This window comes from Bosea beijingensis (genome assembly GCF_030758975.1).
Taxonomy (GTDB): Bacteria; Pseudomonadota; Alphaproteobacteria; order Rhizobiales; family Beijerinckiaceae; genus Allobosea; species Allobosea beijingensis.
In genome coordinates this window covers 438,703-451,962 of the sequence record NZ_CP132359.1, presented here as the reverse complement: position 1 = coordinate 451,962, position 13,260 = coordinate 438,703, and the positions used below count along the sequence as shown (strand labels likewise).

Genomic DNA, 13,260 nt, shown 5'->3' with positions numbered 1-13,260 from the left:
CAATGGAAGCGGCGGAAGGCTGATACGAGGCGGCTGGAACCGCCCAGCGTCAGTAGACGCGGCGACGCGTCACGACGCGGCGAACGGGCCGGCCGAAGCGATCCCGACGCACGACGACGCGGCGATTGACGACGACGGGGCGTCCGCGACGGTTATGACGGATGATGCGCTCGCGCCGGACGACCTGCGTGAACTCGGCATCGGCCTGATCGAGCTTGCGCGCGGTCTCGGCATCGATGGCCTGCGGATCGGCGACCGGAAGCGGCTGGGGAGCCGGAGCCGGGATTGCGCCAGTCTTGGCGAAGGCAGCGCCACCGATGCTGGCGATCGCAAGACCACCGAACAGGCTGGTGATGAAAGAACGTCTATCCACTTGAATCCTCCGTAGAGTCCGGCGCGAAGCGTCGGTTTGTCGGCCCGGCCCGAAGTCTCGGGGTGAATGCGGCCAGAACAGGGCCTTTCGATAACAGGACGTTCAGGGAAAGGTTCCGGAAGGATTTTTCAGGCCCGTCTTAACCACTCGTTCACCATAAGCCCGGCAAGAATTGCCGAGCTGCGCCCTGCTTCGGGCGCGTCCTGTCGTGGACAGGTAACGGGCGTGGGGCGGAGCGGTCGATGACCGATGTGACGGCAGGGCAGGGCAAAGGCTTCACCATTCCGGATCGCGGGGCGCTGGGCAAGCTGCTCAACCGTCCCGACCTGTTCCTCGCGGTCGGCGTCATGGGCATCCTGGTGGTGCTCATCTTCCCGATGCCGGCGATGCTGCTCGACCTGCTGCTGGCGCTGTCGATCATCCTGTCGGTGCTGGTGCTGATGACCGCGCTCTTCATCGAGGAGCCGCTGGAATTCTCGGCCTTCCCGACGGTGCTGCTGATCGTCACCATGTTCCGGCTGGCGCTGAACCTGGCCTCGACGCGCCTGATCCTCGCCCGTGGCCATGAGGGCACCGCGGCGGCGGGCCATGTCATCGAGGCCTTCGCCGGCTTCGTGATGAGCGGCAATTTCGTGATCGGCGTGATCGTCTTCACGATTCTGATCATCGTGAACTTCGTGGTCATCACCAAGGGTTCGGGCCGCATCGCGGAAGTGGCCGCGCGCTTCACCCTCGACGCCATGCCCGGCAAGCAGATGGCGATCGATGCCGATCTCTCCGCCGGCCTGATCGACCAGGAGACGGCCAAGATCCGCCGTAAGGCGCTGGAGGATGAATCCTCCTTCTTCGGCTCGATGGACGGCGCCTCGAAATTCGTGCGCGGCGACGCCATTGCCGGCCTGCTGATCACCTTCATCAACGTGCTCGGCGGCATCGTCATCGGCGTCGCGCAGCAGGGGCTCAGCTTCAGCCAGGCCGCGCATAACTACACACTGCTGACCGTCGGCGACGGCCTCGTCAGCCAGGTTCCGGCGCTGATCGTCTCGACGGCGGCCGGCCTGCTCGTCTCGAAGGCGGGCGTGCGCGGCGCGGCCGACAAGGCGCTCGGCAAGCAGCTCTCCGGCTATCCCAAGGCGCTGGGCATGTCGGCGGCAGTGATGCTGCTGATCGCGCTGCTGCCGGGCATCCCGATGCTGCCCTTCCTGCTGCTGGCGGCAGGCGCCGGTTTCCTCGCCTATCGCTTCGGCAAGGCGGCCAAGGCCCGTGAGGCCGAAGCGGGTGTGCTCGATCCGACGCAGGCCGGCGGCGGGGTCTCGGCGGGCGGCACGCCGCGCGAGGAGACGCTGAACGACCTCCTCAAGATGGACGAGCTCAAGATCGAGATCGGCTACGGGCTGCTGCCGCTGGTCAATGCTCCGAGCGGGCAGGACCGTTTGACCGACCAGGTCCGGGCACTGCGCCGCCAGCTTGCGGCCGAGCTCGGCTTCGTCATGCCGGCGGTACGCATCGTCGACAACGTCCAGCTCGAAGCGAACCACTACTTCATCAAGATCAAGGAGATCGATGCCGGGCAGGGTATCGTCTATGCCGGCCAGTACATGGCGATGGACCCCATGGGCGGCGCCGTGAACCTGCCGGGCCACAACGTGCTGGAGCCGACCTTCGGCCTGCCGGCGACCTGGATCGACGCTGCCCTGCAGGACGAGGCGCAGTTGCGCGGCTACACCGTGGTCGATGCGGCGACCGTGATCTCGACGCACCTGACCGAGGTGCTGAAGTCGAACATGCCCGAGCTGCTCTCGCATTCCGAGGTCCAGAAGCTCTTGCGCGAGCTGCCGAAGGACCATGCCGATCTCGTCAAGGAGATCGTGCCGAGCCAGATCTCGACCACCGGCATCCAGCGCGTGCTGCAGCTCCTGTTGTCGGAGCGCATCTCGATCCGCGACCTGTCGACGATCATCGAAGGGATCGCCGAGGTTTCCTCGGGCATGCGCAACCCGCGCGAGATCGCCGAGCATGTCCGCGCCCGGCTCGCCCGCCAGATCTGCGCGCAGTTCTCCAACATGCAGGGCGTGCTGCCGATCATCACGCTCTCGCCGGCCTGGGAGAGCGTCTTCGCCGAGTCGGTCATCGGCCAGGGCGAGGAGCGCCACCTCGCCATGCAGCCCTCGCGGCTGCAGGAATTCGTGCATCACGTCCGCGACAAGTTCGAGGATGCGGCGCGCATCGGCGAGATGCCGGCGCTGGTCACATCGGCCATGGCGCGGCCCTTCGCCCGCCAGATCATCGAGCGCTTTCGCCGGGAGACGCCGGTGCTGTCGCAGGCCGAGATCCATCCGCGCGTACGCCTCAAGACGGTCGGCAGCGTCTGAAGCGGTCTTGCCTCCGGTTTCCACGGGGGCGCGATGCCCGCGGCGCAATGGTCAGCGTCCCAGGCTGCGGCTAAGCGGAAGCCATGTCGCGCAATGCCGCCCTCTTCGCCGTCATGTGCCTCGTCTGGGGCCTGACCTGGCTGCCGGTCAAAGTCGGGTCGACGCATGTCCCGCCGGTCTTCCTGGCGGCGGCGCGCTTCTCGATCGCCGGCTTCCTCATGCTGCTCTGGGCCGGGCGCGACGTGTTCAAGGTGCCGGGTGGCGCCTGGCCGCGCCTGATCGGCACGGCGCTGCTGCTCAATACCGCCAATTACACATTGCTGTTCTGGGGCACGAAGCACGCGCCGACCGGGCTCGCGGCCATCGTCAATTTCGCGACGATCCCGATCTACACGCTGCTGGCGAGCCGGGCGATCGAGGGCGTGCGCATCGACGGGCGCAAGCTCGTGGCGATCGCGCTGGGCACCGTGGGCCTCGGCTTCCTGTTCGCGACACGGGCGCTGGGCGGGCTTTCGGCCGCGCAGGGCGACCCGCTGGAGATGATCGGGCTTGCGGCCGTGTCGGTCGGTACGCTGTTCTACTGCGTCGGCGCGGTGCTCTCCCGACCGATCGCGGGGACGATGCCGACATTGACGCTCGCCGGCTGGCAGACGCTGATCGGCGGCATCGGCCTGGCCGTGGTCTCGCTCGCGCTGGAACCGGTCGGGCTCGCCGATATCCGGGCGCTGGTGAGCTGGCCGGTTCTGCCGGCGGTGCTGTTCCTGATCGTCGGCGGCTCGCTGATGGGCTTCACCATCTATATGCGCCTGCTGCGCGACTGGGGGGCGTTTCGCGCCGGGCTCTATGCCTTCGTCAGCCCTGCCATCGCGGTCGCGGTCGGCGTCGTCGTGCTCAGCGAGCCCTTCGGCTGGTCGGAGGCGATCGGCGCGCTCCTGATGTTCGGGGCGGCTGCGATCGCACTCAAGCGATGATTGCCTTGCCGCGCATCGGCCTGCCCCGAAAACCGGTTCCCACTTTTCGGGCCGATGCTACGGCGGGGGGGCGATGCGGGTGTTGCGCTTGAGCTGTGCCCGCTCGAAGGCGAGCACGATCGGCAGCGAGAAGACCAACGGCAGGATGAGATAGAACATCCGCCAGACCAAGAGCGCGGCGAAGACCGCAGGCGCCGGAATGCCCGGCATGATCGCGAGAAAGACCGCTTCCATCACGCCGACGCCGCCGGGAACCTGGCTGAGCAACCCGGCCGAGAACGAGAGCAGGAAGGCGCCGAGCACGATCAGGAAGCCCGGATTGCCTTGCTCGGGCAGCGCGAAATAGATGATGCCGGCAGCGCCCGCGAGCTCGATCGGGGCGGCCAGGTACTGCCTGATGACGATGGGCAGCCGCGGATAGATGATCTCGAGCTTGCCGATCTTGAGCGGCTTGAACCGCAGCCAGGAACCGACCGTATAGAGCGCGACGAAGGCGAGCATGCCGACGCCGATCCATCGGGCGGTGCTGTCGGTGATCGCGAACCATTTCGACATCCGCTCCAGCGGCTGCAGGATCTGCGGTTCGTAGATCAGCACGAGCCCCATCAGAAAAATCGTGCCGAAGGCGAAGGTGAAGGAGCAGAGCGCAACGAGGACCGCGACCTCGGCCGCCGTCAGGCCCTTCGCCGTATAGGCGCGGTAGCGCACCATGCCGCCCGAGAAGACCGAGGCGCCGATATTGTGCGAGAGCGCATAGGTGACGAAGGAGCAGAGCGAGATGTAGGGCCAGGAGATGCCCTTCTCCTTGCCGAGATGGATCAGGGCGATGCGGTCGTACCAGGCTAGCGCGGCATAGGCGACGAGGGTCGCCAGCCCCGCATGGAGGAAGGCTTCCGGCGGGATCACCGCGATCTTGTAGCCGATGCGGTGGGCGATGATCTTGATGCTTTGCCAGAGCCCGGCATTCTCCAGCAGGGCTTCCACGGCAGCGTCGGAGCCGGCCTCGGCCTTGAGCTTGCTCCAGAGCAGTTCGACGGACCAGACGACGGCGACGAGCCCGATGATCGGCCAGAGATAGTCGAGATAACGTTTCATGGAGGCCGCGGGGCTCAGGACAGGTTGGTGACGGGCTACCGTTGGCCCACGTCGTCACCGTTGCGGCGCGAACCTTTACCCCTTCTCTGCCAGTGGGGAAGGGCGAGGGCAAGCGCCCGACGGCGCTCGACCTCACCCAGGGTCAGGGGAGCGAAGGCCGGCCGCGAGAAGGGCTGCCAGGGCGTTGGCGGTGCGTTTCATCTCGTCTCATCCTCGATCAGGCGCGCGTGCGGGTCGCGCCTGCGCCGGCGCTTCGATCCATCGCGATGTCCGGCCGGGAAGGCGGGAGGGGGCGCGATGCCGTGACGCCGGGCATGCATGGGTGTGCCGTGATCTTTCGACCCCGATCATGTCATGATCGCGGCAGATTCCCTGACGAGCCGCCGAACAGATTTTCATGACCCAGAGCCTGACCATCACCCTGACCGGGACGACCGACCTGCCCCCCGGCAAGATCGCGACGATTGTGACCTCGCTAGAGATGTTCGCGCGGCCACCGGTGCGGCCCGATCCGCCGGGCATGGGAGGTTTCTCGCTCGATGCGATCGGCCGCTCCGATGTCGAGCGTTATCTCGCCGTCTACCGACTGCTCGGCGAGCGCTGGATGTGGTTCAGCCGCCTGACCAAGCCGCTAGCCGAGATCGAGGCGATCCTTGCGAACCCGGCGGTGGATTTCTACGCGGTTCGCCATGACGGGCGCGATGTCGGCCTGCTCGAGCTGGATTTCCGCGTGTCGGGGGAGGGCGAACTCGCCTTCTTCGGGCTGGACGAGGTCGTTGTCGGCAAGGGCGCCGGCCGCTGGCTGATGAACCGGGCGCTCGCACTGGCATGGGCCAAGCCTATCGCACGTTTCTGGGTGCATACCTGCACGCTCGACCACCCCGCCGCGCTCGCCTTCTACCAGCGCTCGGGCTTCACGGTGTTCAAGCGCGGGGTCGAGGTGGATGACGACCCGCGCCTGACCGGCAAGTTGCGGCGCGACTCCGTCGAGCATCATCCGATCATCGCATGAAAAAGGGCGGCGCCCCGAGGACGCCGCCCTTTTCCTGAACCCTTGAAGCCGGCCTCAGGCGCGCGAGCGCAGCCCGATGGCGTCCATGGTAGCCTGGTCGCGGGCGGCTTCCGCCGCGCGCTCCGAGGCGCGTTCGCGATCGTCGAGAATCTCGACCTTCTTCATGTCCTCGAAGGCTTCCTGCAACTCGGCCTTGGCCTCGTCGAGCTGGCCCTTCAGGTTGTCGGCCGACTGGCGCAGGTTGTCCCGACGGCCGAGCGCGGCCTTGGCATAGGTCGGATAGGCGAAATGGGCGGGGTCCGCGATGCCGGCGCGCGATTCCTCGGCCTGGATCTCGCGATCGAGATCGCTCGCCATCCGATGAAAATCGGCGATCATCATCTCGATCTGGCTTACCCGGCGACGTTTCTCGTCGACCTGGAAGCGCTTGAGCCGAAGAAGCGTCTCTCGCGACTTCATGTCGTTTTCAACTCCTGATTACGCATCGGCGCTGCCGACCCCTCGGCGCGCGCCAGAACTCCATCCGCGAGACGAGGAGCAACATGGCGCAAGGAGGTTGACCTTTCCTTACCGGGATGGGCTGCCTTTTACGCATGATCAGGCTGCACCCCGGCTCCTGCCGCTGGCTGTCGGGATGATCTAGTGAGTCTGGGAGAGCGGCCCTCCGGCCGCTTTGCTCCCGCGGATATCCCGTCTTGGTTGCCTCTTCTCGTTTCGGCGGGCATGGCCCCCTGCTTCTCGGCCTCGCGCTGACCCGCATCATCGGCTGGGGCTCGACCTTCTATTCGCCATCGGTGCTGGTCGGCGCGCTCGACCGCGAGATCGGGCTCAATGCCGAGATCGTCTTCGGCGGCATCACGATCCTGCTGATCACCGGGGCGCTGGTCGCGCCCGCGATCGGGCGCATCCTCGATCGCGAGGGCACGCGGCGTTCGATGTGCATCGGTTCGGTGATCTGCGCGCTCGGGCTCGCGGTGCTGTCGCTGGCGCAGGGGCCGGTGAGCTATCTCGCGAGCTGGTTCGTGATCGGGCTGGGCCATGCGATGTCGCTCGCCAATACCGGCAATGTCACGATTTCCCAGTTGATGGGCGAGCGGACGCGGCGGGTGATCGGGCTGATGATGCTGGTCACGGGGCTCGCCTCCAGCGTGTTCTGGCCTTTGACCGCGGTGCTGATGAATGCCTTCGGCTGGCGGGTCACATTGCTGATCTTCGCTGGAATGCAGTTCGTCATCGTGCTGCCGATCTATGCGGCGATCCCGCGCTATCGCCGCGTCATCGCCCCGGTGGCTGCTTCAGAAACAGCTCAGGGCGCTGCATCGGCGGGCGAGCATGGCAGCGTGCCGGCGCATGCGCGCCGGGCAGCCTTCTGGCTGGTGGCGCTCGCCTTTTCCTCCAGCGGGCTGGTTTCCTGGGGGCTGCCGCTGCACCTGATCAGCCTGTTCCAGGAGGCGGGGCTGACGCAGGCCGAGGCCGTCTGGATCGCGACGCTGAGCGGGCCCGCCACGCTCGCCGCGCGCGCCATCGACGCGACTTTGGGCGAGCGATTGCCGGCGGAGAAGGTGGCGCTGTTCGGCTTGCTGCTGGGGCCGGTGCTCTGCCTGCTGCTGCCCTTCGTGACGATGACGATCACGGCGGCGGCGATCTTCATCGTGCTGTTCAGCGCGGCGCTCGGCGTGATTTCGATCGCGCGGGCGACATTGCCGCTGGCCCTCTTCGGGCGCAACGGCTTCGCGACGATGCTCGGCAAGCTCACCGTGCCGCAGAACATGACCTTCGCGGTGGCGCCGCTGCTCTTCGCGGTGATGGTCGAGCGGTTGGGTGCGAGCCCGACGCTGATGATCTCAGCGGCCATCCAGGCCGTCGGCTTCGCCGCGATGTTCGCGTTGGTGCGGATGGTGGCGCGGAACTGAAGCCAGGTCAGATCCGGGCCAGCAGCGCCGCGATGGCAAGCGCAGCGGGCAGGGCCTGGATGTAGAGGATCTTGCGGCTGGCCGTCGCCGCGCCGAAGAGACCCGCGACGAGGACGCAGACCAGGAAAAAGAGCTTGATCGCGAAGCCTTCCGGTCCGAGCCAGAGGCCCCAGGCAAGGCCGGCGACGAGGAAGCCGTTATAGAGCCCCTGATTGGCGGCGAGCACCTTCGTGCGCGCGGCGAATTCGGGTGTCAGCCCGAAGGCCTTGTGGCCGCGCGGGGTGTCCCACCAGAGCATCTCCAGGATGACGATGTAGACATGGATCAGGGCGACGAGGCCGATCAGAAGCGTTGCGAACATCGGTCGGGCATCCTGCGGTGGAAGGCTTCGGCTATTGTCAGACGGTTCCGTTCATGATCGCAGCGAGGCGCGCATAGCACTCATGGAGCGGGGTCGCGTCGTCCTTGGCCTGCTTGAGGAAGGCTTCGAGCGCGGGGTGGAGGCGGATCGCCTCGTCGACCTCTGCCGAGGCACCCTGGCGATAGGCGCCCAGGCGAATCAGTTCCTCCATGTCGGCATAGGTCGCGAGCGTCGAGCGGGCCTTCTGCACAACAGGGTAATAGGCGGGATCGCAGGAGCGCGGCATCGTCCGCGAGACCGATTTCAGGATGTTGACCGCCGGATAGCGCCCGCGCTCGGCGATCGAGCGCTCCATGACGATATGGCCGTCGAGGATGCCGCGGACCGCGTCGGCGACGGGCTCGTCATGGTCGCCACCATCGACCAGCACGGTGAAGAGACCGGTGATGGCGCCGTCGCCGGTACCCGGGCCGGCGCGTTCGAGCAGGCGCGGCAGTTCGGCGAAGACGGTCGGGGTGTAGCCCTTGGTCGTCGGTGGCTCGCCGGCCGCCAGGCCGATCTCGCGCATCGCCATGGCGAAGCGCGTCACCGAATCCATCAGGCACATCACCTGGAGGCCGCGATCGCGGAAATATTCGGCCAGCGTCAGCGTTGTCAGCGCCGCCTGCTTGCGCATCAGGGCCGGCTCGTCCGAGGTTGCGACCACGACGATCGAGCGGGCGAGGCCTTGTGGCCCGAGGTCTTCCTGCAAGAACTCCTGCACCTCGCGGCCGCGCTCGCCGACGAGGCCGATGATGTTGACGTCGGCCTGCGCATAGCGGGCGAGCATCGAGAGCAGCACGGATTTGCCGACGCCCGAGCCGGCGAAGATGCCCATGCGCTGGCCGATGCAGCAGGTCAGGAAGGTGTTGAGCGCGCGCACGCCGAGATCGAGCGGGCGGCCGACCCGGCGGCGCTTGTGGGCGTTCGGGGGATCGTTGCGATAGGCGAAGAGTGTGTCGCCCTGTGGCAAGGGCGGGCCGCCATCGACGGGACGGCCGAGCGCATCGACGACGCGGCCAAGCCAGGCGGGCGTGGGGCGCAGGCCCGGCTGGGCGCGGTCGACATGGACGGGGCAGCCGCGGCGGACACCATCGAGTCCGCCGAAGGGCATGACCAGCGCCTTGTCGCCGGAGAAGCCGACGACCTCGCAGGGAACGCGCGTGCCCGGCGCGATTTCGATGCCGACGCGCCCGCCCAGGCTCATCGTGCCGATCGGCCCGGCAACCTCGACTAGCAGGCCGCGCACGCCGATGACACGGCCATAGATCGTCACGCCCTCGATATGCTCGATGGCGGTCGCCAGCGCAGAGAGACGGTCATGGCCGTGGGAGGGGGAACTCATCGGGATATTTCGCGGTTATCGGTCATGTGCAGATCAGCGCTATCAGCTGGCGGGACCCCTGTGGATGATTTGGTAAGGGTTCCTAACAAATTGCGCTCATTTACCAGCTGTTAAGCTCTGTGGTTAACACTGCAGATCGAGGCTGCCGCGTGACGCAGGGCGATTATAGCCCTGTTTCCCGATGCAAGCCTTCGCGAAAGGCGCTTTCGCGGCCGAGAAGTTCAGCGATCCGTGTCAAATTCGACTCACCTCGACAAGGATCGTTCACTTTCTCCGAGGAAGCGCTTGCGCTCGGGAATCACGGTTTGTTAACCAGTTTCCTCGTAGCGTGTCGCGTGGCGTTTCATTGGGCAAGTGCGTCGTCGTCAAGGGCCGAACGGTCCGGGCGGAAACAACGGTCAAACCTGCCCTGCGGGCGAAATTGGGGACGTGGACATGCGGGTTCTGCTGATCGAGGACGATAGCGCGACCGCTCAAAGCATCGAGCTCATGCTCAAATCGGAGAGCTTCAACGTCTATACGACGGACCTCGGCGAAGAGGGCGTCGATCTCGGCAAGCTCTACGACTACGACATCATTCTGCTCGACCTGAACCTCCCCGACATGTCGGGTTACGAGGTTCTGCGCAGCCTGCGCGTGGCGAAGGTCAAGACGCCGATCCTGATCCTCTCCGGCCTCGCCGGCATCGAGGACAAGGTGAAGGGTCTCGGCTTCGGCGCCGACGACTATCTCACCAAGCCGTTCCACAAGGACGAGCTGGTTGCCCGCATCCATGCGATCGTGCGTCGCTCGAAGGGCCATGCCCAGTCGGTCATCACCACCGGCGACCTGGTCGTCAATCTCGACACCAAGACGGTCGAGGTCGATGCCGCCCGCGTGCATCTGACCGGCAAGGAATACCAGATGCTGGAGCTGCTCTCGCTCCGCAAGGGCACGACGCTCACCAAGGAGATGTTCCTCAACCATCTCTACGGCGGCATGGACGAGCCCGAGCTCAAGATCATCGACGTCTTCATCTGCAAGCTGCGCAAGAAGCTCGCCAACGCGTCGGACGGCAAGAACTACATCGAGACCGTCTGGGGCCGCGGCTACGTGCTGCGCGAGCCGTCCGAGGCCGACGAGCGCATCCCGGCCTGACGCCTTTCCGTCGCCCGCCCGTCATCGGGCGGTCATGAAGCGACGCTAGACCAGATCTTGACCTGATCGTCGGATGTACACGACAGGTCGACGGGGACCCCGCCGAGAGGCGGGGTTTTTGTTTGTGCGGTGACGGTGATCGCGTCGGGAAACGCGGCTGGTTCAGCCGCGCATGCCGATGGCGGCGGCAGGACGCGGCCTGAGGCCCGGCGCAGGGGAGGCGGCGAGCGGGGGCGCCATCGCAGCGTGCCGATAGAGGCCGCGGTGCTGCGGATCGCAGGTCAGGTTCGTCGCCAGCCCCAGTACCGTCTCGGCGGCACCGAGCAGGAAGGCGCCGTCCGGCACGAGGCGCGGCGTCAACAGTTCCAGCACCTTCACCTTGGTCGGGACGTCGAAATAGATCAGCACGTTGCGGCAGAAGATCACGTCGAAGCGGCCGAACGGATCATTGCGCTCCAGCAGGTTGTGCTGCTTGAACGTGACCATCGAGCGGATGCGCTGCGAGACCTGCCATTTGTCGCCGACCTGCTGGAAATGCTTCAGCAGCATCTGGATCGGCAGGCCGCGCTGGATCTCGAACTGGCTGTAAATGCCGGCGCGGGCCTTTTCCAGGATTTCCTCGGAGAGGTCGGTTCCCAGGATCTCGATCTTCCAGCCGGCGAGCCGCTCGCCGAGTTCGTCGATCAGCATGGCCAGCGAATAGGCTTCCTGGCCGCTGGAGACGGCGGCGCACCAGATCCGCAGCGAGCGGCTGGCGGCGTTGGCGGCGAGGCGCTCGGGCAGGATCACATCCCGGAACAGGTTGAACGGCGTCTGGTCGCGGAAGAACAGCGTCTCGTTGGTGGTCATCGCGTCGACCACGGCGCTCTCCAGCGCGGGATCGCGCGCGAGCCTGAGCTGGCGGATCAGCGCCTCGAGATCGGCGATGCCGCGGCGGCGGCAGAGGATGCCGAGGCGGCTCTCGGCGAGATAGCGCTTGTCCGCGGTCAGCGACAGGCCGGAGCGTTGCTGGAGCAGCAGGCGCAGGAAGGAGAAATCCGCCTCGGTCATGCCGTTTGCACTCCGCGGATCAAGCAGCGGATCGAGGCGCCGATCTCGTCGAGCGCGATGACGGTGCTGGCATGGCGGGCGCGCACGACCGAGCCGGGCATGCCCCAGATCGTGCTGCTCGGCTCGTCCTGGGCGATGACGGCGGCGCCGGCCTTGCGCAGGGCGCCGGCGCCCTCGGTGCCGTCGCTGCCCATGCCGGTGAGAACGAGGCCGAGCGCGGCCGCCCCGAGATGGCGGGCGGCATCGCTGAACAGAACGTCGACGGCCGGGCGGCAGAAATTCACGGGCGGTTCGTCGCCGATACGGGCGACGATATGGCCGAGCCGGCGGTCGACGCCGAGATGGCGTCCGCCGGGCGCGATATAGACGGTGCCGCGCATCAGCCGCTCGCCGTCGAAGGGCTCGCGGGCGGGAACGCCGATATGGGCAGCGACCTGCTCGGCGAAGGAGGCGGTAAAGAGCGGCGGCATGTGCTGGACGACGACCGTGGTCAGGTCGTTGAGGCCCTCACCGATGTCGAAGAGGACCTTGGCGACGGCGCGCGGACCGCCGGTCGAGGCGCCGATCACGAGATAGCGCGGCATCACCGAGACCAGGGGGCGCAGGTTCGTCGGCCCGGCATGCGGCAGGTCGGTGTCGATCTCGGGCGGGAGCGAGCCGGGCTTCACCGGCGCCTGGACGATGTTGCCGAGCTTGAGCAGGAACTCGCTGCGGAAATCGAGCGAGAGCGTCATGCCGCTGCGGCTGTCCGGCTTGGAGACGACGTCCATAGCACCTCGCGTCATGCATTCCAGCGCGAGGCGGGTGTTGCGCTCGTTCAGCGTCGCCGCGAGCAGGACCCCCGTGTTCGGACTTTCCTTGAGGATCTGGGGCAGGGCGGCCGCGCCGTCGACGCCGGGCATGTCGAGGTCGAGCACCATCACGTCGGGCTTGAAGCGGGTGGCGTGGGCGACCGCCGTCTCGCCGTCGCCGGCGACGGCAACGACGTGGAAGTTGCCGGCCTCGCCCAGCCAGCGCGCGAAGAGCCCGCGCACGACGACGGAATCATCGGCGATCACCACGGTCTTGTGCCGCGATGCGGGGCTTGCGGGAAGCGCGCGGGGAGACAACATCGGCATGTTTCTCTCAGGGCCGGCGGTGGCGGCGAGGGCATTCTGGACGATGGTTTTCCGATGCGCCCGCATCGGAAGGCACTCGCTCAGAGCAGTCCGACCTGATGGAATTTCGAAGCCACGATCTCCTTGTCGAAGGGCTTCATGATGTATTCGTCGGCCCCGGCATGCATTGCGCGCGCGATATGGGCGATGTCGTTCTCGGTCGTGCAGAACACGACCTTCGGACGCTTGCCGCCGGGCATCTGGCGCAGCGTGCGCAGGAACTCGTAACCGTCCATGATCGGCATGTTCCAGTCGAGCAGGACGGCGTCCGGCATCTCGCCCTTGCAGGCGTCGATGGCGCGCGCGCCGTCCTCGGCCTCGGCGATGCGGAACTGCAATCCTTCGAGGATTCGGCGGGCCACCTTGCGGATCACCGCTGAGTCGTCGACGACGAGGCAGTATTTCATGATTGGGTCTCCAGAATGGTGGCGCCGC

Annotated in this window: 13 protein-coding genes; 5 read left to right on the top strand and 8 right to left on the bottom strand. The window is 66.6% G+C overall.

Annotated features, from left to right (window positions below):
• Positions 1 to 49: 49 nt before the first annotated feature.
• The gene (locus tag Q9235_RS02275) at positions 50 to 373 is read right to left on the bottom strand and encodes a hypothetical protein (protein ID WP_306225179.1); all 324 of its coding nucleotides are present in this window, start codon (positions 371 to 373) and stop codon (positions 50 to 52) included.
• Between the two features lie 242 nt (positions 374 to 615).
• On the opposite strand from Q9235_RS02275, the gene flhA reads away from it, so the two are divergent.
• Both flhA and Q9235_RS02265 read left to right on the top strand, forming a co-directional pair.
• A complete protein-coding gene (gene flhA, locus Q9235_RS02270; RefSeq protein WP_306225178.1) occupies positions 616 to 2,745 on the top strand; it encodes a flagellar biosynthesis protein FlhA in 2,130 nt (709 codons plus the stop codon).
• 83 nt (positions 2,746 to 2,828) lie between these two features.
• The gene (locus Q9235_RS02265) at positions 2,829 to 3,716 is read left to right on the top strand and encodes a DMT family transporter (RefSeq protein WP_306225177.1); all 888 of its coding nucleotides are present in this window, start codon (positions 2,829 to 2,831) and stop codon (positions 3,714 to 3,716) included.
• A gap of 57 nt (positions 3,717 to 3,773) precedes the next feature.
• Here the strand turns inward: Q9235_RS02265 and Q9235_RS02260 are convergent, their stop codons facing one another.
• The gene (locus Q9235_RS02260) at positions 3,774 to 4,811 is read right to left on the bottom strand and encodes a lysylphosphatidylglycerol synthase transmembrane domain-containing protein (RefSeq protein WP_306225176.1); all 1,038 of its coding nucleotides are present in this window, start codon (positions 4,809 to 4,811) and stop codon (positions 3,774 to 3,776) included.
• A gap of 397 nt (positions 4,812 to 5,208) precedes the next feature.
• Between Q9235_RS02260 and Q9235_RS02255 the strand changes: the two genes are divergently transcribed.
• A complete protein-coding gene (locus tag Q9235_RS02255) occupies positions 5,209 to 5,823 on the top strand; it encodes a GNAT family N-acetyltransferase (protein WP_306225175.1) in 615 nt (204 codons plus the stop codon).
• A gap of 54 nt (positions 5,824 to 5,877) precedes the next feature.
• On the opposite strand, the gene fliJ is transcribed toward Q9235_RS02255, so the two are convergent.
• Positions 5,878 to 6,282: a flagellar export protein FliJ gene (gene fliJ / locus Q9235_RS02250; RefSeq protein ID WP_173044742.1), complete on the bottom strand. Its 405-nt coding sequence runs from the start codon at positions 6,280 to 6,282 to the stop codon at positions 5,878 to 5,880.
• Between the two features lie 236 nt (positions 6,283 to 6,518).
• Between fliJ and Q9235_RS02245 the strand changes: the two genes are divergently transcribed.
• Positions 6,519 to 7,736, top strand: coding sequence for an MFS transporter (locus Q9235_RS02245; RefSeq protein ID WP_306225174.1), 1,218 nt, complete (start codon positions 6,519 to 6,521; stop codon positions 7,734 to 7,736).
• 7 nt (positions 7,737 to 7,743) lie between these two features.
• On the opposite strand, the gene Q9235_RS02240 is transcribed toward Q9235_RS02245, so the two are convergent.
• Positions 7,744 to 8,097, bottom strand: coding sequence for a DUF1304 domain-containing protein (locus Q9235_RS02240; protein WP_306225173.1), 354 nt, complete (start codon positions 8,095 to 8,097; stop codon positions 7,744 to 7,746).
• Between the two features lie 37 nt (positions 8,098 to 8,134).
• A complete protein-coding gene (gene fliI / locus Q9235_RS02235; protein WP_306225172.1) occupies positions 8,135 to 9,481 on the bottom strand; it encodes a flagellar protein export ATPase FliI in 1,347 nt (448 codons plus the stop codon).
• 435 nt (positions 9,482 to 9,916) lie between these two features.
• Here fliI and ctrA point away from each other — a divergent pair, with 435 nt between their 5' ends.
• Positions 9,917 to 10,618, top strand: coding sequence for a response regulator transcription factor CtrA (gene ctrA / locus Q9235_RS02230; protein ID WP_089174306.1), 702 nt, complete (start codon positions 9,917 to 9,919; stop codon positions 10,616 to 10,618).
• 162 nt (positions 10,619 to 10,780) lie between these two features.
• Here ctrA and Q9235_RS02225 read toward each other — a convergent pair whose 3' ends face one another.
• The 3 genes from Q9235_RS02225 to Q9235_RS02215 all read right to left on the bottom strand — a co-directional run bounded on the left by Q9235_RS02225 (position 10,781) and on the right by Q9235_RS02215 (position 13,232).
• Entirely contained in the window at positions 10,781 to 11,668 is an 888-nt protein-coding gene (locus Q9235_RS02225; protein ID WP_306225171.1) for a CheR family methyltransferase, read from the bottom strand.
• The gene (gene cheB / locus Q9235_RS02220; protein WP_306225170.1) at positions 11,665 to 12,780 is read right to left on the bottom strand and encodes a chemotaxis-specific protein-glutamate methyltransferase CheB; all 1,116 of its coding nucleotides are present in this window, start codon (positions 12,778 to 12,780) and stop codon (positions 11,665 to 11,667) included. Before cheB ends, Q9235_RS02225 begins: the two co-directional genes overlap by 4 nt.
• Positions 12,781 to 12,866: 86 nt before the next feature.
• On the bottom strand, positions 12,867 to 13,232 hold the full coding sequence (locus tag Q9235_RS02215; protein ID WP_038359309.1) for a response regulator: 366 nt from the start codon (positions 13,230 to 13,232) through the stop codon (positions 12,867 to 12,869).
• Between the last annotated feature and the right edge of the window lie 28 nt (positions 13,233 to 13,260).